Consider the following 24,130-nt stretch of genomic DNA (forward strand, 5'->3'; position numbering starts at 1 on the left):
TCAACCCTCACAAACATTCCACATGCTGGAGCTTAGTGATCCTGAGAACGAAATAATGCTCTGCAATAAGAATAACCAGCAACTAGCCCAAAGTAGTATACATATTCATCATGATACAAAGGATACGACCATGACCAATCCAACGGTATATGCATCCACATAATTGGCACTAAAGCAATGAGCAAGCATGGCATCGTAATCACATAAAACAACTTCCAGTTCGTTGGTTTTTTACGTCTTGCTCCACCTATCCAGACGAGCAAAGCTCCACCTAAAGCTGAAAATAGCACTTTTGCTACGATTGTCAATTCAACGAAATCACCTTTTTGTGCCCACTGACTCATGATCCGTACACCTTTATGTCCAAAATAAACAAATACGATAGCTCCTATTAGCCAGAGCATATAGATGAGCACTTTCTTCACCCAACATCCTCCTAACCATCTAAGTCTATAATGAATTCCTATTTGATAGTAACAAGGGTTATCCACAAATGCTACATGAAAATGATTCAACATCAATCCGCCCCCCTTTATGCCGCAAATCAAACCAACACAAAAAGCTGCCCACCCAATGGCGAAGCAGCTTACTGAAAAGCATATGTTATTCAATCTCACATCAAGGATGCTCCAACGTAACTTGCCCCATCTTGCCAGCTCGAAGCTCACGCAAAATAATGCCTGAAACTTTCTCTAGGTCGACGCGTCCACCACTAACCAAGCATCCACGCTTGCGTCCGATTTCCTCCATAATAGAGACAATTTCATTCGGATCTTCAATATCATGAAGTGGCGTTTCCAATTCGAAACGCTCTTTTAGGCGTTCCCAATAATGAGCAGACATAAACTTCAGCGCATAGAAGGCAATATCTTCTACATTCAACACTTGATCTTTAATTGCCCCGGTAGCCGCTAAACGATAACCAACCATCTGATCCTCGAATTTAGGCCACAAAATACCTGGCGTATCAAGCAGCTCCATTTCAGAACCTACCCGGATCCATTGTTGACCTTTCGTTACACCTGGACGATCGCCCGTAGCAGCAACTTGTCTGCCTGCCAACTTATTGATCAATGTAGACTTACCAACGTTCGGAATACCTACGATAAGAGCACGAATAGGTCGTGGCTTCAATCCTTTAGCTATTAGGCGCTCAAACTTCGCTTCCAGCAGCTTACGTGCTTCCACTTGGATGTTCTGAATATTATATCCAGACGAAGCGTCCACTGGAATCGCTGCATGCCCTTCTTTACGAAAGACCTCCAACCATTTTGCAGTCACTTCTGGATCAGCCAAATCGCACTTATTCATAATGATCAATCTTGGTTTATCACCAAGAATCTCATGGATCATTGGATTTCGGCTGGAAAGCGGCAAGCGCGCGTCCAACAGCTCGATGACTACATCAATAAGCTTCAGCTTATCCTGAATCTGCCTACGCGCTCTTGTCATATGCCCAGGAAACCATTGTATCGACATCGCGTTCCACCTCCCTTATCTATGCTGTAATTTTTAATAATGATTTATAAACTTCATCTGATTCAATGGCCAGAAAATGACATCAGCACGTCCAATCACTTCACTCAATGGAATAAAGCCCAATACACGGCTGTCTGTACTATTGTCGCGATGGTCACCCATAACAAAAATATGACCTTCGGGAACTTTATTTTCCGATCTCATTTCATTCGGGAAATCACTGTTGTTATAAGTTCCACCTTGCTTTTGCGCTTCCGCAATTGCTTCTTGTATGTATGGTTCCTCTACTTTCTTACCATTCACAAACAAGTTGTCTCCACGATACTCGATCGTATCACCGGCTACACCAATTACACGCTTGATGAGATCGCGATCCTCTGCCGGCACGTGGAATACAACAACTTCTCCATGCTTCGGCTCACGGAAATCATACAAAACCTTATTCACAATAAGACGCTCACCCGTGTAGAAATTCGGCTCCATTGAAGGGCCATCGACAATAAATGGTGCGAATAATAACCAGCGCACTAACACGACGAGTGTGACAGCGACAGCAATCGCCTTAATCCATTCCACCAGCTCGTTTTTTCGTCGCGGCTGTGTCGATTGATCCGCCACAGATGTTTGATTCGATACTTGATCTTGCTCCATAGGCCGTGCCCCGCTTTCTTCCTAGGATGCTTATCCAATGTAACTTACATATCATTAGCGTACCAAATTGTTTAAAGAATAGCAAAAGGGGCTTGCGAGATTGCAAGCCCCCGGTCTTTCATTATCGAATCTCTTTGATTCTCGCTGCTTTACCGCGTAGGTTACGAAGATAATAAAGCTTCGCACGACGGACTTTACCACGGCGAGCCACTTCGATTTTATCGATCTTTGGCGAGTGAATCGGGAATGTACGCTCAACTCCTACACCGTAGGAAATTTTACGAACAGTAAACGTTTCACTGATTCCGCCACCGCGACGTTTAATTACAACACCTTCGAAAAGCTGGATACGCTCACGAGATCCCTCGATAACTTTGACATGTACTTTCAAAGTATCACCAGGACGGAAGCTTGGTACATCTTTACGAAGTTGTTCTTGAGTAATCGCTTGTACGATATTCATCTATGACTCCCTCCTTCCACACAGGCGTTCTTACATCTCGGAGATGCTCTATTTGCATGCTCGTCATCATCTGTAGAGGACCGCCGTATTGAAACAACAAAATTCATTATAGCATACGACTACCTCTTGCACAAGAGAATTAACTGCAAAATAAATATCTAAGCTTTGTGCTGTTCATACATTCACGAAATGTGACAATTGTACGCTTCTGGTTATTCGTATAGCGCATCCCTTAACTTGCTAGACATCCCACTTGAGTTTCTTGAGGCTAAGAGGGCTTTTCGCAGTTTTTCATTTGCATGGTGCAAAGACTCTAGCTCTTCGAGCAGTTCTTCAAGTAATTGGCACGCCTGTTCGTCTGCAGTCAATTTAACTACATCTGCACGTTGGCGATAATCATGTATATTAGTCATTCTTGTCTATTCTCCCAGCTATTAAGATTTAAGAATTAAAGATTTAAAGCTGATACTTCCATATGTACAAACCACGACTTTGTTGCACACACTGCCATCCTGTCTTTTCGTAATAAGCGTTAAAGGTAGACATTATAGAACAGTTAGCCTCAATATACTCCACATCTATTTTTCGCAACATTTGCGCTATTACTCCACTGCCTCGGAAACGTTCATTAAGAGCAAATTGATACAGTGAAGCAGAGTTGCTAGTCTTTCTACGATAAAATCGAAGTGCACCCACCAACTTGCTTTCTTCTGCCGCTATTATAACTTGTTGCCTACGACATGCAGCTTTTGCGCCATCTGGACACAAAAATTCAAGATTACTTATTCCATCATGCGATGCCTGAATATGCTTGGCGAAAAATCTTGCAACTACTTCCGCACAGCGATAATCTGCTAGATGTAATTCCATGACACATCTCTCCATTCATGAATAAGAAGTACCTTACTAATTGCTCGTCGCTCGCATTTCGCATTTTTAACTCGTATCGTTCTATTATATACGAACAAAACACGAACAGCTATACTTATTCATTCAGATGTGCTATACTATGAAAGTTGCATGTATAACCCTCACTTATAAGAGTTCCTCAAACAAGAATAATTAAACTCCTCATATCTTGTCTAATTCCCAACTAACCCTAAAGAATTGACGATGGTAGACTTGATTCACACTGGCGCGGTCATCGGAGCCGCAAGGACGAAAGAGAGGTAGGGCTTTTGTCGTTTCAGATAACCTAATATGATCACCGCATTTTATTCTTATAGAAGGAACAACAAGCGGCTGTTTCATGGATGTCGTTACCCATTGAAACAGCCGCTTTTCTATCGTTATTGTCATTTCGAACGGTTTGATTTCAGTCGTTGCAAAATAGCTCGATCTTTGTCGCTCAGTTCGACTTTATCCAATAGATCTGGTCTGCGCTCTATCGTTCGACGAAGTGACTGTTCTCGACGCCACGCTTCAACATTCGCATGATGCCCACTTAACAGTACATCTGGCACTTTCAAGCCACGGAACTCTGCTGGACGTGTGTAATGAGGATATTCCAACAAACCAGTGCTGAATGAATCCGTGATTGCAGAAGATTCATTACCAAGAACACCCGGTAACAACCTTACCACAGAATCCACCACGACCATTGCAGGCAGCTCTCCCCCTGTCAACACGTAGTCACCAATGGAAAGCTCATCCGTAACAAGATGCTCGCGAATCCGTTCATCATATCCTTCATAATGTCCGCAAATAAAGATCAAATGATCTTCTTCTGATAACTCTTCAGCCTTAGACTGCGTAAATGTCTCTCCTTGCGGACACATTAAAATAACACGTGGACGGCGTAAAGTACGTTTCTCAGCTCCGTCCTCGTCTTCAGTATGTTCAATAGATGCCTTATGAATAACATCCTCAACTGCTCCAAATATTGGATCGGGCTTGAGCACCATTCCACCGCCGCCTCCGTATGGATAATCATCGACGGTATTGTGTTTGTTCGTAGCGTATTCGCGGAAATTGACCGTATTTAAAGATACAAGTCCTTTTTCACGCGCTTTCCCCAAAATACTTGCGCCGAATACACCCTCACACATTTCAGGGAAAAGCGTTAGAACATCAATGCGCATTACAGCAGACCCTCCATTAAGTGAACCTTTATAAGCTTGTCCTGCACATTAATCTCAAGTACAACGTCTTCAATGTATGGCAAAAGTAAATCCGAACCTTTTGGACGCTTTACAACCCACACATCATTTGCGCCTGGGGATAGTATTTCCTTGATCACACCAAGTTCTTCACCTGCATCACTGATGACACGGCAACCAATTATGTCCCGATAATAGAACTCATTTTCTTCGAGCTTCACTTGTTGGTCTTCGGATACCTTAAGCAAACATCCTTTATATTTTTCGACATCATTAATGTTGTCGTATTCTTTCAGCTTTATAATGTGTAATTTTTTATGCTCACGAGCTTTCTCAACCGTTACAGGTAAGTGCAACTTCTTTGCTTCATCAACGATAAACAACTGACTATTTTTTGCAAAGCGGACCTCTGGAAAATCCGTATGAGAAACAATTTTTAATTCTCCGCGAATACCTTGTGTATTTACAATCTCTCCAACTGTAATCAACTTCTCGTTCATCATTCAACCTCCTGCGCCAATCAAGCACATCACTTCAATAAGAAGATAGTTAGTTCTTATAACAGTTTCCAACAAATCATAATAAAAATATACGAAAACGGGTTAGGAACGTATCCTAACCCGTTTCGACTTATTAAGAAATAATGTCCACAGCCACCCGCTTAGGAACCTTTACGGCTGCTGATGTAACGACCGTGCGAAGTGCTTTCGCTATGCGGCCCTGCTTGCCGATAACTTTACCGACATCTTCAGGATGAACATGAAGTTCATAAACGAGCACATGCTCCTTTTCCACAACCTCAACACGGACATCCTCCGGATGATCGACCAAAGCGCGTGCAATTACTGACACCAACTCTTTCATCTCCGACCCTCCGAGCGAATGAATTACTTCTGAAGTTTAGACTCATGGAACTTCTTCATAACGCCAGCTTGGCTAAGCAAGTTGCGAACTGTATCAGAAGCTTGAGCACCAGTTTGAAGCCATTTCAACGCTTTTTCTTCGTCGATGCTTACTACAGCTGGTTGAGCAACTGGGTTGTAATGACCGATCTCCTCGATGAAACGACCGTCACGCGGGGAACGGGAGTCAGATACAACTACACGGTAGAAAGGCGCTTTATGAGCACCCATACGTTTAAGACGGATACGTACTGCCACGAAATTCACCTCCTTAATAAAATCTCATTATATTGGGAGCTTAGCGGAACGGGAAACGCATTCCTTTGCCGACTTTGCTCTTTAAATTTTTCATCATTTTCGGACCTTTAGGTCCCATCATATCCGAGAATTGCTTCATAACACGACGCATTTCATCGAATTGCTTGATCAAGCGGTTTACATCAGCAAGCTGAGTACCACTACCAGTAGCAATTCGTTTACGACGGCTATGATTGATCAAATCTGGATCTTGGCGTTCTTTGCTAGTCATGGAACGGACAATCGCTTCGATACGATCCATCTGACGTTCATCAACTTGCATATTCGCCTGCTGTTTCATTTTACCCATGCCAGGTATCATATCAAGAACTTGATCCAACGGTCCAAGCTTCTTTACTTGCTGCATCTGCTCTAGGAAATCGTCGAACGTGAATTCGGCGTTGCGCATCTTGCGCTCCATTTCCTTAGCTTGATCAGCATCAATATTCGCTTGTGCCTTCTCGATTAAGGAGAGCATATCACCCATACCCAAAATACGAGAAGCCATACGTTCTGGATGGAACGACTCCAATGCATCAATCTTCTCACCTAACGCTGCAAACTTGATTGGGCAACCAGTAACTGCCTTAACAGATAGCGCAGCACCACCACGCGTATCTCCATCCAGCTTGGTCAATACAACACCAGTCAATGCCAGCTGCTGATTAAAGCTTTCAGCAACGTTAACTGCATCTTGACCTGTCATTGCATCAACAACGAGCAACACTTCATCTGGCTTAACCGTCTCATGAATTTGCTTCAGCTCGTCCATCAACGCTTCGTCAATGTGCAAGCGACCAGCTGTATCAATAATGACGTAATCCAAATGTTGCTCACGCGCATGAGCCATCGCTTGAATAGCGATGTCAACCGGATTGGCTTGGTCTCCAAGTGTAAATACCGGAACCTTAATCTGTTCACCCAATACTTGAAGCTGCTTAATGGCAGCAGGGCGATAAATATCCGCCGCTACAAGCAATGGTTTATGATTCTGCTTCTGAAGAAGCTTGGCTAACTTAGCAGATGTGGTTGTCTTACCAGCACCTTGCAAACCAGCCATCATAATGACAGTAGGCGGTTTATTCGCTTTCGCCAACTTAGCAGCTGAGCCGCCCATCAATTCTGTCAATTCTTTATTGACGATATCGATGATGACCATGCCTGGCGTAAAGCTCTTCATGACATCTTGGCCGATAGCTTTTTCCTTAACTTTTGCGATAAATTCTTTTACGACTTTGAAGTTGACGTCAGCTTCGAGAAGTGCCAAGCGCACCTCACGCATTGCTTCATTCACATCATCTTCCGAAACTTTACCTTTACCCTTCAATCGGCTGAATACCGATTGCAAGCGATTCGTTAATCCTTCAAATGCCATAGTTAGTCACCCCGTTCCCTTAATCCAACGCCTGCAGTTCACGGACAATCTCCTGCAGTTCCGCACGCTGCGGGTCGGGTATTTGCATATGTTCTGTCAAGGTCTCATGCAGTGAGGACAGCAGCTTCGAACGTTCCTCAAACTTAGCAAGAAGCTTAAGCTTACTCTCATAAGTATCAAGGGTTTGCTCAGCACGCTTAATATGTTCATAAACCGCCTGGCGGCTAATCCCAAATTCCGCTGCAATCTCACCTAAGGAGAAATCATCATGAAAATAACACTTTAAAAACGTTTGCTGTTTCTCTGTTAGTAACGGTTCGTAGAAATCAAACAGCATGTTAATTCGATTCGTCTTCGCTAACATCTGTTCTTCGTTCATACGGGCCACTCCTTTCGTCAAGGAAAAACACTTTACAGCCCATCGACGTTTTTTATCTTATCCGAAACCCATTCAATTGTCAAGCAATATACCTTAACAACATAAAAAACCCTTCGCAGATCGCTCAGCGAAGGGACCAACAGAAGCTATTAGAGGATGAAAAATTACTTATACCAAACAATCATTCCTAAATAATTTGTTTGCTTAGAAAGGCTGCATACCAAGCGTATCAAGTTTCTCACCTTGAATGTTTGCACCAATTCTGCCTGTTATGTCACGATAATGAGCCGCACGACGTCTAATACGATTGTCGTCTTCTCCCTTATTGCCCTCTTGGGCACCATTAATGACCATAATAGTAGCACCGAAACCTGGCACAAGTCCTTTAGCGAGCTGTTCTGCCGTCGGAATCCAGTTTCCAACGATAATATCGTGGCTTGATGGTTTAGGTGCCTGAGGTGTCATCCAGAACAGAATACCTGTCAAGAAGCCCATCTTACCCTCTTGCGTAATGATCTCAGGGTTTTGGAGCAGAACATTTTTATCTCCATAAATAATGGAACTAATTAAGCCGTAGTTGTAATTCCAGCTTAACTGGATTGGTCCACGACCATGATAGGACTTGCCTGGTACAGCAGGATAATCCTTATTCTCAGCATCAATATAACCGATCTTCGTCCGATCGTTTGCATATGCTACTTCTTCATTAAAGAACAACGCCCAACGAAGCTCACCACCTGGTGCTGTCGGCCATCCTCCTCCAGTTTCATGAGCAATGTTAGCCAAGAAAGCAGCTAGCTCACGTTTACGATCATTCTCCGTACCTTCTTTTAGGAACGTTCCGAAGTCTGATACTTCCACTGACTTAGACTTAGCAACATTCACGGGAGCGTTAAAATCAGGACTTTGATAAATTAACATTTCTGTCTTAGCTGCTTTATCGAGTCTGATAATTTGGTACGCATTCGCAACGCCTACTCGTGATACAACTTTGTATTTAATGTTCGCAATATCTCTAACGGCTGCAATAAGATTGTCATACGAATAGTATTCTTTTAAATCTGGACTATAGAAAGGTTGACTCTTCGCTCTCTGATGCCATTCTGTCGATCCGAAGCGCAATGGGAATAACGCTTCAAAATCAGCACGCGGCAATGCGGATTGAACCGCTTCAATAGCTTTGTCAGGAGCATATTTTGCATCAATGCCGCCCCATAGCTGGACAACTTGTTTGTCCGTTAGCACTCGACTTTGTCCAACTTCTAATCCATCACCTGGTGCAATAATAACAGCCTTCGTCTTCACCGTAATTGTGCCTGATTGTGAAGAATTCCCCGCTTTATCAAAGGCCTTCACATAGTAATTGTACGATGTAGAAGCCTGTAAACCTGTATCCGTGAACGCAAGTCGATTCGTCTCGCCTACTTTTACGTTATCACGATATACCTCATATTTCTTAACACCTACATTGTCTTTTGATGCTTTCCATATAAGCTTCACAAGACCCGTGGTTTGCACAGGAGATGTTAGCTTCCCTGGCGCTGTAGGCGCCTGATGATCAGGGCCATTGTTGTCATCATCGTCGTCGTCATCATCGTCATCATCATCGTCATCGTCGTCGTCATCGTCATCGTCGTCGTCATCATCATCGTCGTCATCATCGTCTTTATCAATCAGCTTCCATGGAGACTCTTTCGATGAACCAGATGGTTGTTCTCCTGAAGTTGTACGCTTAGCCTGATATACTTTCCCTTTGTATACTACAATATCACCAGCATTGTACGACTTCTGTGCTTGCCAAGAAGCCGCAGTTCTTACGGATTCATGAACGTGTTTGCCGCTTGCAGCAAACGCATGTCCACTAGAAGCTAGCAACGTGACCCCTACAACAGCACTCAACGTGCGCAGTAAAAATGAACGCGAGAATGGATACTTCAAATTCATTAATAAACCTCCCCCAAAGCGTGCATGCTAATTACAACCTTGCAGTATCGTGAACAAATACGACTGTATATGATTATGCGTGTCTTCATGCCGACTATCACTTCAAAACAACATTTCTATCTCCGTTCCTATCCATACTCATTTTTCAGAGTGCTTACTATATATATCTATTTCAATAAACATAGATGCACTTCAATTATTAGAACGGCTGCATACCAAGGGTATCTAGCTTCTCACCTTGAATGTTTGCACCAACTCTAGTTGTAATGTCACGGTAATGAGCAACACGACGTTTAACACGATAGTCAGTCTCGTCTTTATTGCCTTCCAATCCACCGTTAATAACCATAATTGTAGCGCCAAAGCCAGGTACTAATCCTTTAGCCAATTGTGCAGCCGTCGGTACATAGTTTCCTACAATAATGTCATGATTAGATGGTTTAGGGCTTTGTGGAGTCATCCAGAACAAAATAGCTGTCATGAAGCCAAGTTTCCCTTCATCTGTAATCCTCTCAGGATTTTGAAGAAGTACATTTTTATCACCAAAAATAATAGAACCGATAAGACCATAGTTATAGTTCCAGCTCAATTGCATTGGACCACGTCCATGATAAGACTTCCCTGCTACTGCCGGGTAATCTGTATTTGCTGCTACGTAACCGACCCTCCCTGGTTGATTGATATAAGCCATTTCTTCATTCCAGAACAGTGCCCAGCGAAGTTCTCCGCCTGGTGCTGTCGCCCATCCTCCTCCTGTTTCATGTGAAATATTGGCCAAAAATGCTGCTAGCTCGCGCTTCTTGTTATTTTCTGTTCCTTCCTTCAGGAATGTACCGAAGTCAGTTATATACGGAATTTTGGCCTTATTACGGTTCCATTCTGAGTTGAAGTCTTTCTCTTCATAGAGAAGAGTTTCTTTCTTAGCGGCTTTATCTAAGCGGAATATTTGATGTGTCCAAGTGCTGCCCTCGCGGTATACAATCTTGTACTTGATATTAGCTACGTCACGCACAGCAGCGATGAGGTTGTCATAGGAGTAGTAATCTGCTTGGTTCGGTTTATAGTAATCTTTTGTTTTTGCGAAGTTGTGCCATTCTGCCGTACCAATACGCATTGGGAACAAAAGTTCAAACTCTGCTCTTGGCAATATGGATTGTACTGCTTGTACAGCCAAATCAGGTCCATACTGAGGGTCAATGCCGCCCCAAGTGCTTTGAACTTGTGCATCTGTCAATACGCGACTTTGACCAACTGTGAGATCATCGCCAGGAATAGGAACATTTGATGTGCTCACCGTTAAAGCAGAAGAATCAGCGAAATTACCTGCTGCATCAAGAGCTCTAACCTTATAGGAGTAAGATGTTAACGCTTGCAAACCATTGTCTGAAAAAGTGGTCGTAGTCGATGTTCCAACCTTAACATTGTTGCGGTAAATATCATACGCAGTAACGCCTACATTATCGGTAGAAGCAGTCCATGAGAGAGTAATAGAAGTGGCAGATTGAGAAGGTGACGCGACATTTGTTGGTGGAGTCGGAGCAACTGTGTCATTTTGGCCGCCTCCGCTAACAACTTTCCATGCGCCCCATTGATTGGAAGCATTCGGTGTTTCGCCTTGTGTCCACCATTTGGCTTCGAATACTTGACCATTGTAGCTGACTCGCGAACCAGCCGTATAAGCTTGAGTCGCTGACCATGGTGCAGGTGCATTTGCTATTTGAGCAGATGCGGATTGTGTCAACGGCGCAGTTGCAGCAAATGCAGCAGTGCCTGATGCAAGCATAGATACGCTTATTGCAGCAGTCAGCGTGCGAAGCAGGAAGGAACGTGAGAACGGATACTTCTGTTTCATGATAAATCCTCCTTTTTATGGAATTATGGTAGCACTACTCTATTATAGTAGAGCTACTAGGCAGTAACTATAGGTATAAATACCTATAAATAAGTGATAATAGTGTCGTTTTTCTTCTTGATTCTGGATATTTTTCAGAGCTTCAACTTGTAATAGAGGCAATTGTAAATTCTAAGAAATAATGCTTGACTGTGACGCCACGTCATCCCTTACAGTGGTAGTAGAAGGAGGAGCGACAAATGCAAGAAAAGGAGCAGGCACCCCAAGAAACCACCAGGCCACTACATCTAGAATGGTTGCCAATTGAGCACCAAGGCAAGCTGAGAACCAATTGCGCAGATTGCAGCGCAGACTATCTCAGAAATACGACATGAATAAGGAGGGAAGCCGCTTTGTCAAAGCATGCAACATTGTAGAGGTGAGAACGTGTAGGTATAAAGGACTGCATTATGTAAGGTTAAGAATCTAATGACAATCATAGATTCACAAGCCATATAGAACCACAATACGAACATCTCTTACAATCCTTTTGACATCGGTGCCACTGTGCCCTATACAGTTCAAGACGTAGCAGAAATTTCAGGCGTGAGTGTTCGCACTCTCAGGTACTACGATCAAATCGACCTCCTCAAGCCTGCATACTATGGAGATAACGGATACCGCTACTACGAACAAGAGCAGCTTATTAAGCTTCAGCATATACTGTTCTTCCGTGAACTTGATCTGCCACTTGCTGATATTCATGAAATGATAAAGCGAGATACTTTTAATCAAGCAGAAGCATTACAGCACCATCGCCAATTACTATTAAGCAAAGTAAATAGACTTCATACACTAATCAAGACGTTAGATCGTACCATCGCCAATTTACGTGGGGAATGTGATTTGACTGAGCAGCAGCGCTTTGCTGGCTTCGACAACGGGAAGCAGAATCGCTATGTTAAAGAATTAAAAGAACGGTATGACAAAGCAGGACAACTGACCATGCATGCTTCAACCGACTCCATATCACTGCAAGATAATGGTCTACATGATGAAAGGCTAGCCTGCCTCATCGCACAACTACTTGAAGCTGGTATTCAGCCCGAAGATGAAGAAGCGCAGCGGCTGATTGGACACCACTATGCATGGGTAAGTCACATGTACCTTACTACACCGGAGGGGTATGCCAAGCTTGCCGATCTGTACGTGAACGAGGAACAATTTCGTGCCTATTACGATCTTATCCATCCACGGCTGGCCCACTTTCTACGTCAAGCAATGCTTATTTTTATAACACAGCAGCAACAGAACATTTGATAATTTGAGCTAATTTAATTGCATAGCATTCTTTTTTAGGTAGACACTTGCAAAGACAGGTGTCTTTTTCCTTTTCATGTACGTCTGACTTCAGATATGTTATGATGTGGTTCGATATTTAGAAAGAACGGGAGTGGCTAGTTTGGCTCAATTATTTTTTCGCTACGGTGCCATGAACAGTGGAAAGTCCATCGAAATTTTAAAAGTCGCACACAACTACGAGGAGCAGAACAAATCTGTCCTTATTTTCACCTCAGCAGTCGACAATCGAGATGAGGTAGGATTTGTATCGTCTCGCATTGGTTTAAGACGTAAAGCGATACCGATCCATCCAGATACGAATCTATTGGAAATTGTTCGCGCTCATGCCGATTCACTTTCGTGCATTTTAGTTGATGAAGTACAGTTTCTAGGGCATGAACATGTGATGCAGCTTACTCAGATTGTAGATGAGCTTCACATTCCTGTAATGGGCTTCGGGCTGAAGAACGACTTTCAAAATGAGCTGTTTGAAGGAAGTCGATACATGCTCCTCTACGCAGACAAAATCGAAGAAATGAAGACCATCTGCTGGTTCTGCGAACGTAAAGCTATTATGAATCTAAGAGTAGACGAGGCAGGTCGACCGATTTACACAGGTGAACAAATTCAAATTGGCGGTAATGACAGCTATTACCCTGTATGTCGGCGCTGCCATAAGCAGCCACCTATAAACGAGTAATGAGAAGAAGCACTTTTATCCGATTCGGATGGAAAGTGCTTTTTATTTGTTATCGATAAGACTACCTGCATAGACAGGAATCTTTTTCCATGATATAGTTATTAAACATTTTCGTTTCGAAAGTACATACATATTTGGAGGAGATAGGATGGGAAGGTCATTCAAAGCATTGTGGTTTAACCACTCTGCCGCCGAACTCGCTTCATCACTTTGGCTGATGACTTGGATTGCTGCCGTATATCAACTATCAGGTTCAGCTGCGTTAGCTGGGGGAATATCGCTTGTTCGCTCATTATCCGCCCTATGCAGTGGCCTTACGCTGCCACTATGGTATAAGCGATGGTCCGTAGAAAAGGTATTACGACGGTTTCAATTTATAAACATTATCGTTTCGCTCTTCTTTGTCGTTCTGCTGCAGCTTGCTAGTATCGACTCGGTACCTCTCATTGTTATTTTTGCATACATAAGCAATGTAATCTCTGGATATTCACGAGGCTGTGCGAACGCGGCCACAACCACTCTATATCCAAGACTTGTGAAAGAAGAACAACGGGCGAAATCAAACAGCATCGTCAATATGGGTACACAGTTCGTTTCCATGTTCGGATGGACAGTTGGTGGAATATTGATTCAGCAGCTCGGCTCCTTCAACGTGCTGTTGTTAAGTGCGATCATCCTATCATTGGCAGCGTTACTATTAGCATTCATCCCGCTTCCTTCTACTATCAATGACGCAGCGGCTAAGAAACAATCAATGTGGTCAGGCTGGGGAATCTTGTTCCGCGATCCGCGCATACGCATCATTACAACGATGGATATTATCGAGGGACTAGCAAACGGAATTTGGATAGGAGGCGTCACACTGCTATTTGTTCAACAAGTATTGAACGAATCGGAAGCATGGTGGGGCTATATCAATGCTGCTTATTATGCAGGTTCAATTTTCGGGGCCTATCTTATTATGAAAAGAGCCAAACAGCTGCAAAATCAATTGTTGCCATCTATGATTATAGGATCCGTGATGTTTTGTCTCATGTTGTTCGCCTACGCGTTTACAACAACTCCTTGGATCGCACTTGTTATCGTATTTATCATGGGCCCAGCCACACAAATGCGAGATGTATCTCAACTTACTTACATTCAACTAAACGTTGATCTTGATCAGCAGCCAAACTTATACGCAGCTAAAAGTGCACTAGGGACACTACTCTTCGGCCTATCGATCGCATTTACCGGATTAATTGCTGATTTGTGGGGAGCGCAAATGGTGTATATAATCGCTGGTGTTATGTACTCCATCTCATCCCTTATCGGGTTCTTCTTGTTCTCGTTTAAAAAACACCATACAGCAGCTATACATCATGAAGTGAAGTAAGAAATGTTCGATAATAACAACGGTTCTAGCCGATAAAAAAGAAGCTAAACCTCTACTAACATGGATACTATCCCATAGTAGAGGTTAGCTTCTTTTATTGTTTTAGCCCTGTGAGGCTCTATATTCTATACCTGCTCTGTTTGCTCTTCTTGCTTCTCTTGATCTTGAATGATACCAGCAAACAACGCATGAACAAACTGCTCTGAGTCAAATTGCTGCAGATCATCCATTTTCTCACCAAGGCCAACAAACTTAACTGGCAAGTTCAACTCTTGACGAATAGCAACAACGATACCACCCTTTGCTGTTCCATCTAGCTTCGTCAATACGAGCCCTGTCACACCACTCTTCTCACCAAACAATTTCGCTTGTGAAAGCGCATTTTGACCTGTAGTCGCATCCAATACCATCAACACTTCATGCGGAGCATCTGGAACTTCACGTTGGATAACACGGAAGATTTTGTTCAGCTCTTCCATTAAGTTCGATTTGTTCTGCAAGCGCCCTGCTGTATCGCACAAAAGAACATCGACACCGCGCTGTTTAGCAGCTTGTACTGCATCGAACATAACAGCCGCCGGATCAGAACCAGCTTGCTGCTTGATTACTTCAACGCCGACACGCTGTCCCCACACTTCCAACTGCTCGATTGCACCAGCACGGAATGTATCCCCCGCTGCCATTAGTACGCTTTTACCCTCTTGCTTGAAACGATGTGCAAGCTTACCGATCGTCGTTGTCTTACCTACGCCATTTACACCAACAAATAAGATAACCGTCAATCCGTTCGGGTTCATACGAAGCTCGTTATTTTGTTCGCCGCGTAGCAATTCAATTAGCTTCTCAGACAACACAGGCTGAAGCTCAGCTGCTTCCTCAATTTTGCGCTTGCGCACTTCATCGCGTAAATCTTCGATAAGATTCATTACCGTAGTGACGCCAACGTCAGCTCCAATGAGAATCTCTTCTAGCTCTTCGTAGAACTCTTCGTCAATTTTTTTGCGACGTGTAATGAGATCGGTTACTTTTTCAACCAATCCTTTACGCGTTTTTTCCAAACCTTCTTTAAAGACCGATGTTACCGCTTCTGTCTTTTTCGCGATACTTTCCTTTAGTTTCTTAAAAAAACTCATCGTTCTCCTCCGCTCTATCTATGCAATATGCGCTTCATCATCTTCCAGCTTCACGGATACTAACTTCGAAACGCCGCCCTCTTCCATCGTTACCCCATACAGCACATCTGCTTCTTCCATTGTACCTTTACGATGAGTAACGATAATAAATTGTGTTTCTTCCGAGAACTCACGTAAATATTGCGCAAATCGAGTCACGTTCGCTTCATCCAAAGCAGCTTCAACCTCATCAAGTACACAGAACGGAACTGGCTTCACATGCAAAATAGCGAACAATAGTGCCATCGCTGTTAGTGCACGCTCTCCCCCGGACAACAGCTGTAGATTTTGCAGCTTCTTCCCTGGTGGCTGTGCCACAATATCAATACCTGTTTCCAAAATTCGATCGGGCTCCAGCAAAACAAGATCAGCTCTGCCACCGCCGAATAACTTTGCAAATACAACTACGAATTGTTTGCGAATCTCATCAAAGGTAGACTTGAATCGCTTGGACATTTCATCGTCCATTTCCTTAATGACTTGATACAGTGTAGTCTTCGCCTCAATGAGGTCATTTTTTTGCTCACTTAAGAACTGGTATCGCTCATTGACGCGCTCGAACTCCTCAACAGCACCTAGATTGACTTCACCAAGCGCTTGAATTTGACGCTTCAAATCCTTCACTTCCAGCTGTGCAGCTTGGATGTCCTCTGGAACAGGATAGCGATACTTCGCCATCTCATAGCTTAATTCGTATTCTTCACTTAGCTTACGCAGCAGATTCTCCAACTCGACATCCATTCGATTCGATTGAATCTCCGTCTGCCTCATCGCTTCTTCGGTCTGTTTCAGCTCAGTGCGCTGCTCACGAGTTTCACTCTCAGCTAAATCAAGCTGCTGTACAAGTGCTGCACGATCTGCACGCTTGAACTCGATTTGCTTCGACGCCTCTTGCTTCTTCACATGGAAATGGTTCAAGTCTTCCGTCTGCTTACCAGATTCTCGTTCAACCGTTTCCAGATCAATCTGAACTTGAATAAGCAATTGGGTCTGATGTGAATATTCCTGTTCGTACGTATGTGCTTCCTGCTCAGATCGCTTCAACTGCTCACTAAGTGAGAAGAGCTCCTGATCCAGCTTTCCTTGCGATACTTTCAAGTCCGTTAATTGACCTTGGAGCTCCTCCTTGGCCGTTTCGCTCGCGCGGCGGGACTGTTCAGCCGACTGGATCGCCACATTCAAACGATCTTCCTCTACTTTAAGCTCTGCAAGACGCTGTTCAGCTGTTAAACGACCTGCTTGGAGTGTCGACATTTCCTCATTCGCAAGCGATAGCTCTTGATCTTCAGCCTCTACATACGTATCATGCTGACGCTCCTCTTTCTCTAGCTGAGCAATTTCATGAACAAGCTGCTGCTCATTCATACGCTTCGCTTCGCCTTGCTCGCGCAAGTCCTCGATCCGTTTAATTGATGTCGTAGTACGCTGCTTCAGTTCCTTCACAGATACGGATAGTTTCTCAAGTTGAGAATCAACTCCACGAATCTCTTCATCCAACTGCTCAAGTTGGCGTTGACGACCAAGCAAATTCACATTTTTCTTATTTAAACTTCCTCCGGTCATCGAACCGCCAGCATTAACGACATCACCCTCGCGAGTAACTACACGATAACGATAGTTCAGCTTCGCTGCAATTCGGTTGGCATCTTCCAATGTTTCAGCAATAACCACATTCCCTAGCAAGCTGCCTACAACTTGACTATATGCACGGTCCGTCTGGACAAGATCCGCAGCAATACCTACAAAACCATCAAGGCCATCAACAACTCTACGATCCGTATCATGCATCGTGCGGCTGCGTACAACATCCAATGGCAAGAAGGTAGCTCGTCCCAATTGACGCTGCTTCAAGAATGCAATCGCTTGGCGGGAAACCGCTTCGTTCTCCATGACAACATGCTGTAAAGCTGCACCAAGTGCGGTTTCGACAGCTGTTTCTAAATATTCAGGAACACGTATAAGCTCTGCAACAGCGCCATGAACACCAGATAAGCCATTCGGTCGACGCGCAGCCTTCAACACTTCCCGTACACCCAGCATAAAGCCATCGAAGTCATCTTGAAGCTCTTTCATTGTATCTCGTCGAGAAATGAGCGAATCATACTTCTGCTGCCATTTGCGCAGCGCTTGCTCACTTTCCTCTAGCAGCTTGTCATCTTGCTTAAGCTGCTCATTCTCCTGCATATATCGATTACGGATATATAGCAGGTCTTCTGCGAGCGTTTCCGTACGTCCCTTTGTCTCTTCAATTTTACGAAGCAGTTCATCACGTTCCGCCTCCCGCTTACTGCGATTGGCAGACATTTTGTCCATCCGTTTTTGCAGCGTCTCTTGCTGCTGGTCATAATACCGAATATCATTTCGCTGCTGCGCCATCTGGTTCATAATATCGAGCAATTGGCCTTTTAACGATTCCTCAGCATTTGAATTCGCACTGCCAGCAACACCAACAAGCTTAGATTGCTCATCTTGAATAAGACGCTGAACTTCACTCCGCTCTACTTCAAGTGCTCGCAGCTTATCACGAACACCCTGCACTTCCATCTCTTTAGCCTGCATTCGCTCAGATGTCATCGCGATCGACTGCTTCAACTGGGCTTCATTGGTTTCAAGGTTGCGTCTACGTTCTCGTAGTACTTCCCCTTGTCCCTCGCATTTTTCATATTCTTCACTATAGTGAAGAAGCGATGCTTGGAACTTTTCCAACTCTTCTTCCAATTTACGAAGCTCAATTCGATGCACTTCCAACTGTGCATCATGCTCGCTTACGACCGTCGCAAGTTCTAGTTCCCGATGTTTCAGCGTCTGTAACTTTTCATTTGCAGCCTGCCACTGATCATGAAGCTGTTGAATTTGATGGACATACACAGCAATTTCTTTCGTTTTCAGCCAATCACGCAGTTGTTTATAATGACGAGCTTTCTCCGACTGCTCCCGTAATGGACCAATCTGATCTTCCAATTCGGTAACCAAGTCATGTATTCGGAGCAAGTTCTGTTCGGTGTCATCCAACTTCTTCGTTGCATCTTTCTTTCTCGACTTGTATTTAACAATACCTGATGCCTCTTCAAAAATACCTCGACGATCTTCAGATCGAGTACTTAAGATTTCTTCGATCCGGCCTTGTCCAATAATCGAATAAGCTTCCTTACCAATACCTGTATCCATAAATAATTCGGTAATATCACGAAGACGACACGGCTGCTTATTGATAAAATATTCACTTTCACCGCTGCGATGAACACGACGCGTGACGGTAACTTCATTAAAATCCAAAGAAAGCGCGCTATCACTGTTATCCAGTGTTAACGACACTTCACCAAAATTAACTGCCTTGCGAGCATCACTCCCTGCAAATATAATGTCTTCCATCTTGCCGCCTCGCAGCGACTTGGCACTCTGCTCACCGAGTACCCAGCGGATGGAGTCCGAAATATTACTCTTTCCACTGCCGTTCGGACCAACGACACCTGTAATCCCTTGCACAAACTCCAATTCAGTTCGATCGGCGAATGATTTGAAGCCTGCAAGTTCCAACCGCTTTAAGAACATTGTTCTCCATTCACCTCAACGTTTCTTTGTACTACATCGCTATCCACTCATACGATGCACCCCGTACCTATGCATCCGTCTACTGCTTTCTGGATAAAGAAAGAGCAAAAACCAGCCGCTGACGGTAACCTTCCGTCCGTCTCGCACGCTGCCCTTTGCTCTTTCTGCGAAACAAGCCGGCAGCGACGCGCCGGCTTACAGTACGTTATGATTTCGGTATGACTGCATGCTCCAATGCTTTGGCTGCCGCCTGCTGTTCCGCTTCTTTCTTAGAACGGCCTGTGCCGCTGCCTAGACATTGATCGCCCATGTAAACCTCGGATACGAATTCACGCTCATGCGCAGGTCCGCGCTCTTCCACGATTCGATATTCCAGCACCCCTAAGTTGTGATGCTGAGTAAGCTCTTGAAGCTGTGTTTTGTAATCATTCGTTTGCAGCTTCCCATCCAGCGTAAGATGAGGGAAAATAAAGCGCCGCAAAAAGTCACAAACCGCTTCAAGCCCTTGGTCAAGATACAACGCACCGATGAAAGATTCGAATACATCGGCAAGCAATGCCGGTCGCGTACGACCACCTGTCAGCTCTTCACCTTTACCTAGTAGAACGTACTGACCGAATTGCAGTTGATTCGCAAATTTGACCAGTGAAGGCTCACAGACAATCGATGCTCGCATCTTCGTTAATTCTCCTTCAGGCCGTGTCGGGCACCGCTCGAACAAAAACTCCGAGACGGTCAGTTCCAACACGGCATCACCTAGAAACTCCAATCTTTCGTTATCTTGATGCTGTCCGAAGCGGTGTTCATTCACATAGGATGCATGAGTGAACGCCTGCTTCAACAGCTGACGATTACGAAATGTAATGTTGAGTTTCTGCTGCAACTGCTTCAGATCTGCACTCAACTGCCTGACCCCTTATGCTTCGAATTTCTTCAAAATAATTGTTGCGTTATGGCCCCCGAAGCCAAATGAATTGGACATAGCCACCTTCACGTCTGCTTGACGCGCAACGTTAGGTACGTAGTCCAAATCACAATCTGGATCTGGATTATCCAAATTAATCGTTGGCGCGATAACGCCTTCCTTCAATGTCATTGCACATACAATTGCTTCAACACCGCCTGCAGCACCTAACATATGTCCGGTCATCGACTTCGTTGAACTAACAGCTAATTTGTAGGCATGATCACCAAAAGCGATCTTGATCGCATTTGTCTCGGATTTGTCTCCCGCTGGCGTAGACGTACCATGAGCGTTAATATAATCAACATCAGTAGTATCAAGACCAGCATCCTTCAGCGCTCGCTGCATGCAGCTGGCAGCTCCTTTAGGATCTGGCTCTGTAATATGATGCGCATCTGCGCTCATGCCGTAGCCAACGACTTCAGCATAAATATGTGCTCCACGAGCAAGCGCATGTTCCAACGATTCAAGCACAAGCACACCCGAACCTTCACCCATAACGAAACCATCGCGATCTACATCGAAGGGACGGCTTGCCTTTTCTGGCTCGTCATTGCGATTGGACATTGCACGCATCGCGCAGAAACCTGCCATGCCAAGAGGGCGAATCGTTGCTTCTGCACCACCGCATACCATCGTATCTGCGTCTCCGCGTTGAATAATTTTGAACGCATCGCCAATCGAGTGAGTACCTGTCGCGCAAGCGGATACAGATGCTGTGTTAGGCCCTTTAGCCCCAAGTGTCATCGACACTTGACCTGAAGCCATGTTCGCAATCATCATCGGAATAAAAAATGGACTTACGCGCTTCACACCTTTTTGCATCAATGTCGTATGCTGCTCTTCCCAAGTTCCAAGTCCACCGATGCCTGAGCCAACGATAACACCGACACGTTCAGGATCCTCAGACTCCATGTCCAACTTTGCATCTTCAACGGCCAGTTTACTAGCAGCTACAGCAAATTGAACAAACCGATCCATGCGACGTACTTCTTTCTTATCCACATACACTTCTGGATTGAAATCTTTAACCGAAGCTGCAATTTGAGTGGAATATTCAGATACGTCAAACGATTCAATCTTGGATATTCCTGATTTCCCTTCCGTCAAATGATTCCAGAACGTCGGTATATCTGAACCAAGAGCGGTAATGACACCCATTCCGGTAACGACAACCCTATGCTTCAAACAAGATCACCTCATTATATTCACTTTCGGCTCTATACTTCAACACCATCTATTTGTGTACCGTTGACTTTATCATTAAAACATGTACTAAATGTGGAGAAGTCCCGTCAATTATGAACGGGACTTGAACAACCTTAGGTATGAGATTGTATGTAGCTGACTACTTCACCTACACTCGTAATCTTCTCTGCGTCTTCATCAGAGATTTCCATATCAAACTCATCTTCTAGTTCCATTACTAATTCCACAACGTCGAGGGAATCAGCACCAAGATCATCTTTGAAAGATGCTTCGAGTGTTACTTCCGCTTCGTCTACGCCTAAGCGTTCAACGATAATACGTTTAACACGCTCAAATACTTCTGCAGACATCCGGTTCACCTCCTCTTTGGTATTATACGAGAATTCCTTGTAAATTGCCATATCAATCAACTAACAAAAAAAATGCTCAACATCTACTATTATAGTAGACGGAAAAGCCTTACATATACATGCCGCCATCGACATGAATCGTTTGTCCCGTCATATAAGACGAGTCGTTAGAGGCCAAGAATAATACGGCATTCGCAATATCCTCTGGCTGGCCAAGTCGAGCAAGCGGAATGCCATGGAGCAGCTGTTCACGCATCTCGGAAGACAATGCATCAGTCATATCTGTCTCGATAAAGCCAGGTGCGACACAGTTCACCGTAATGTTACGTGAAGCGAGCTCACGTGCAGAAGCTTTCGTCAAGCCGATAACGCCAGCTTTAGCTGCAACATAGTTCGCCTGACCTGGATTGCCAAGCACACCTACAACAGACGAGATATTAATAATGCGGCCAGAGCGCTGCTTCATCATCGGACGAGTTACAGCTTTCAAGCAATTGAACACGCCTTTAAGGTTCGTTTCAATGACTTGATCAAACTCTTCTTCCTTCATGCGCATAATTAAATTATCTCTTGTAATGCCTGCATTATTCACGAGAATGTCAATACGGCCAAACTGTTCCATGGTGGATTGGATAAGCTGATCTGCCTCTTGTGTTTTGCCAACGTTCGCACGTATCGCAACAGCACGGCGTCCCAGTGCTTCAATCGCAGCAACGGTTTCAGCAGCAGCCGCTTCACTACCTGCGTAATTAACGACAACATCTGCGCCCTCAGATGCAAGCTTAAGCGCAACAGAACGGCCTATGCCCCTAGAAGCTCCAGTAACAAGCGCAACTTTACCTTCCAAATTGGACATCCAAATACCCTCCTTGTCCTTTATTAGGGCATACACCGCATCGGGGTATGCCCTGCATCGCCACAAATGACGAAGATTAGGTCTATTAGACCGAGAGAATGATCCCGTCTACACAATAAAAGATGACAGTTCCCATACAACTTCATACATTGTCAAGGTTCAAGTCAACACCGACTCGAGCTGGTACTGCCGTATCTGTAAGATTCAAACAGCAGCATTCCATTATGACCTACGTTCACTTACGCCTGTAATTGGAATGCCTCAAGCGACTCTAAACTGTTAATGGAAACAACTTTAACCGAACGATCAATTTTCTTAATAAGTCCAGCTAGCACTGTACCGGAACCAAGTTCGATAAATGTATCTACCCCTTGTCCAATCATATACCGTATACTGTCTTCCCATAATACAGGGGAGCAAACTTGTTCCACTAGCAGTTGACGAATGCGTCCTGCTTCTTGCTCCGCTTGAGCGGAAACATTCGATACAATCGGAATTTGCGTATTCTGCAAGCTGACCTGATCAAAAGCATCGCTTAGCTGATCAGCAGCAGGTTGCATAAGAGAAGAGTGGAATGGACCACTTACCTCAAGTGGAATGACACGTTTAGCTCCAGCTTCTTTCCCGCGCTCGACTACCGCCTGAACACCATCAGCCGAACCAGAGATTACGATTTGTCCTGGGCAATTGATATTCGCCATTTCAACGGGTGCTCTGAATGCAGAAATATCATCACAAAGCGCACCGAGCTGCTCGCGTCCCGCTCCAAGTACAGCTGCCATGGCGCCCTGCCCCTTCGGAACAGCAGCTTCCATGTATTCGCCTCGTTTGCGTACCGTAGCGACCGCATCTTCGAAGCTCATTACACCAGCCACAGCTAATGCACTATACTCACCAAGACTGTGCCCTGCTAAATAGTCAGGACGAATCCCACGTTCAGCAAATGCAGTATATAGTGCATAACTAACCGTCACGAGGGCAGGCTGCGTATGGATCGTTTGCTTCAACAGTTCTTCTGGTCCATTAAAAATAATATCAGTAAGGTTATATCCAAGCACACGGTTGGCACGTTCAAAAATTTCACGCGAAGCTGGATTGGCTTCATAGACATCTTTGCCCATTCCTATAGACTGGGCTCCTTGTCCAGGAAACACAAACGCTATCTTACTCATCAATTCCACTCCTTGCATC

General features: G+C 44.4%; 24 protein-coding genes. 3 read left to right on the forward strand and 21 right to left on the reverse strand.

The features are described from left to right. Positions 1-32: 32 nt before the first annotated feature. The 14 genes from H580_RS0115535 to H580_RS26825 all read right to left on the reverse strand — a co-directional run bounded on the left by H580_RS0115535 (position 33) and on the right by H580_RS26825 (position 11,441). Positions 33-425 carry a hypothetical protein gene (locus H580_RS0115535; RefSeq protein ID WP_157282940.1) on the reverse strand — a complete coding sequence of 131 codons (393 nt, stop codon included), beginning with the start codon at positions 423-425 and terminating at the stop codon, positions 33-35. 193 nt (positions 426-618) lie between these two features. After that, positions 619-1,479 carry a ribosome biogenesis GTPase YlqF gene (ylqF, locus tag H580_RS0115540; protein ID WP_028595597.1) on the reverse strand — a complete coding sequence of 287 codons (861 nt, stop codon included), beginning with the start codon at positions 1,477-1,479 and terminating at the stop codon, positions 619-621. 33 nt (positions 1,480-1,512) lie between these two features. After that, entirely contained in the window at positions 1,513-2,130 is a 618-nt protein-coding gene (lepB, locus tag H580_RS0115545) for a signal peptidase I (protein WP_028595598.1), read from the reverse strand. 121 nt (positions 2,131-2,251) lie between these two features. Then, entirely contained in the window at positions 2,252-2,593 is a 342-nt protein-coding gene (gene rplS / locus H580_RS0115550) for a 50S ribosomal protein L19 (RefSeq protein ID WP_028595599.1), read from the reverse strand. A gap of 212 nt (positions 2,594-2,805) precedes the next feature. Then, positions 2,806-3,006, reverse strand: a complete 201-nt coding sequence (locus H580_RS0115555) for a hypothetical protein (protein ID WP_028595600.1) — start codon at positions 3,004-3,006, stop codon at positions 2,806-2,808. A gap of 43 nt (positions 3,007-3,049) precedes the next feature. Continuing rightward, the gene (locus H580_RS0115560; protein ID WP_028595601.1) at positions 3,050-3,463 is read right to left on the reverse strand and encodes a GNAT family N-acetyltransferase; all 414 of its coding nucleotides are present in this window, start codon (positions 3,461-3,463) and stop codon (positions 3,050-3,052) included. A 425-nt stretch (positions 3,464-3,888) separates the two neighbouring features. Next, positions 3,889-4,674: a tRNA (guanosine(37)-N1)-methyltransferase TrmD gene (gene trmD / locus H580_RS0115565; RefSeq protein WP_028595602.1), complete on the reverse strand. Its 786-nt coding sequence runs from the start codon at positions 4,672-4,674 to the stop codon at positions 3,889-3,891. Then, positions 4,674-5,192 (reverse strand): ribosome maturation factor RimM, encoded by a 519-nt coding sequence (gene rimM / locus H580_RS0115570; RefSeq protein WP_028595603.1) that lies wholly within the window; start codon positions 5,190-5,192, stop codon positions 4,674-4,676. The genes trmD and rimM overlap by 1 nt, the downstream gene beginning before the upstream one ends. A gap of 133 nt (positions 5,193-5,325) precedes the next feature. Beyond that, a complete protein-coding gene (locus H580_RS0115575; protein ID WP_028595604.1) occupies positions 5,326-5,556 on the reverse strand; it encodes a KH domain-containing protein in 231 nt (76 codons plus the stop codon). A gap of 23 nt (positions 5,557-5,579) precedes the next feature. Continuing rightward, positions 5,580-5,852 (reverse strand): 30S ribosomal protein S16, encoded by a 273-nt coding sequence (gene rpsP / locus H580_RS0115580; protein WP_028595605.1) that lies wholly within the window; start codon positions 5,850-5,852, stop codon positions 5,580-5,582. A 40-nt stretch (positions 5,853-5,892) separates the two neighbouring features. Then, positions 5,893-7,266 carry a signal recognition particle protein gene (ffh, locus tag H580_RS0115585; protein WP_028595606.1) on the reverse strand — a complete coding sequence of 458 codons (1,374 nt, stop codon included), beginning with the start codon at positions 7,264-7,266 and terminating at the stop codon, positions 5,893-5,895. 19 nt (positions 7,267-7,285) lie between these two features. Then, positions 7,286-7,645 (reverse strand): putative DNA-binding protein, encoded by a 360-nt coding sequence (locus H580_RS0115590; RefSeq protein WP_028595607.1) that lies wholly within the window; start codon positions 7,643-7,645, stop codon positions 7,286-7,288. Between the two features lie 204 nt (positions 7,646-7,849). Continuing rightward, the gene (locus tag H580_RS0115595; protein ID WP_028595608.1) at positions 7,850-9,589 is read right to left on the reverse strand and encodes a glycoside hydrolase family 19 protein; all 1,740 of its coding nucleotides are present in this window, start codon (positions 9,587-9,589) and stop codon (positions 7,850-7,852) included. A 199-nt stretch (positions 9,590-9,788) separates the two neighbouring features. Then, positions 9,789-11,441 (reverse strand): glycoside hydrolase family 19 protein, encoded by a 1,653-nt coding sequence (locus H580_RS26825; protein ID WP_036605358.1) that lies wholly within the window; start codon positions 11,439-11,441, stop codon positions 9,789-9,791. A gap of 546 nt (positions 11,442-11,987) precedes the next feature. On the opposite strand from H580_RS26825, the gene H580_RS0115610 reads away from it, so the two are divergent. From H580_RS0115610 to H580_RS0115620, 3 genes are all read left to right on the forward strand, one after another. Further along, positions 11,988-12,740 carry a MerR family transcriptional regulator gene (locus H580_RS0115610; protein WP_036605359.1) on the forward strand — a complete coding sequence of 251 codons (753 nt, stop codon included), beginning with the start codon at positions 11,988-11,990 and terminating at the stop codon, positions 12,738-12,740. 142 nt (positions 12,741-12,882) lie between these two features. Continuing rightward, a complete protein-coding gene (locus H580_RS0115615; protein WP_028595611.1) occupies positions 12,883-13,461 on the forward strand; it encodes a thymidine kinase in 579 nt (192 codons plus the stop codon). Positions 13,462-13,609: 148 nt separating this feature from the next. Beyond that, positions 13,610-14,836: an MFS transporter gene (locus H580_RS0115620; RefSeq protein ID WP_028595612.1), complete on the forward strand. Its 1,227-nt coding sequence runs from the start codon at positions 13,610-13,612 to the stop codon at positions 14,834-14,836. A 125-nt stretch (positions 14,837-14,961) separates the two neighbouring features. Here H580_RS0115620 and ftsY read toward each other — a convergent pair whose 3' ends face one another. The 7 genes from ftsY to fabD all read right to left on the reverse strand — a co-directional run bounded on the left by ftsY (position 14,962) and on the right by fabD (position 24,111). Continuing rightward, positions 14,962-15,969, reverse strand: a complete 1,008-nt coding sequence (gene ftsY, locus H580_RS0115625) for a signal recognition particle-docking protein FtsY (protein ID WP_028595613.1) — start codon at positions 15,967-15,969, stop codon at positions 14,962-14,964. 18 nt (positions 15,970-15,987) lie between these two features. Then, the gene (smc, locus tag H580_RS0115630; RefSeq protein ID WP_028595614.1) at positions 15,988-19,560 is read right to left on the reverse strand and encodes a chromosome segregation protein SMC; all 3,573 of its coding nucleotides are present in this window, start codon (positions 19,558-19,560) and stop codon (positions 15,988-15,990) included. A 205-nt stretch (positions 19,561-19,765) separates the two neighbouring features. Then, positions 19,766-20,464 carry a ribonuclease III gene (gene rnc, locus H580_RS0115635; protein WP_028595615.1) on the reverse strand — a complete coding sequence of 233 codons (699 nt, stop codon included), beginning with the start codon at positions 20,462-20,464 and terminating at the stop codon, positions 19,766-19,768. Between the two features lie 12 nt (positions 20,465-20,476). Next, positions 20,477-21,712 carry a beta-ketoacyl-ACP synthase II gene (fabF, locus tag H580_RS0115640; protein WP_028595616.1) on the reverse strand — a complete coding sequence of 412 codons (1,236 nt, stop codon included), beginning with the start codon at positions 21,710-21,712 and terminating at the stop codon, positions 20,477-20,479. A gap of 134 nt (positions 21,713-21,846) precedes the next feature. Further along, positions 21,847-22,083, reverse strand: coding sequence for an acyl carrier protein (gene acpP / locus H580_RS0115645; protein WP_028595617.1), 237 nt, complete (start codon positions 22,081-22,083; stop codon positions 21,847-21,849). Between the two features lie 109 nt (positions 22,084-22,192). Beyond that, positions 22,193-22,939, reverse strand: a complete 747-nt coding sequence (gene fabG / locus H580_RS0115650) for a 3-oxoacyl-[acyl-carrier-protein] reductase (RefSeq protein WP_028595618.1) — start codon at positions 22,937-22,939, stop codon at positions 22,193-22,195. A 239-nt stretch (positions 22,940-23,178) separates the two neighbouring features. Further along, positions 23,179-24,111 (reverse strand): ACP S-malonyltransferase, encoded by a 933-nt coding sequence (gene fabD / locus H580_RS0115655; RefSeq protein WP_028595619.1) that lies wholly within the window; start codon positions 24,109-24,111, stop codon positions 23,179-23,181. Between the last annotated feature and the right edge of the window lie 19 nt (positions 24,112-24,130).

The sequence above is a fragment of the Paenibacillus assamensis DSM 18201 genome (assembly GCF_000422445.1).
Taxonomy (GTDB): Bacteria; Bacillota; Bacilli; order Paenibacillales; family Paenibacillaceae; genus Paenibacillus_B; species Paenibacillus_B assamensis.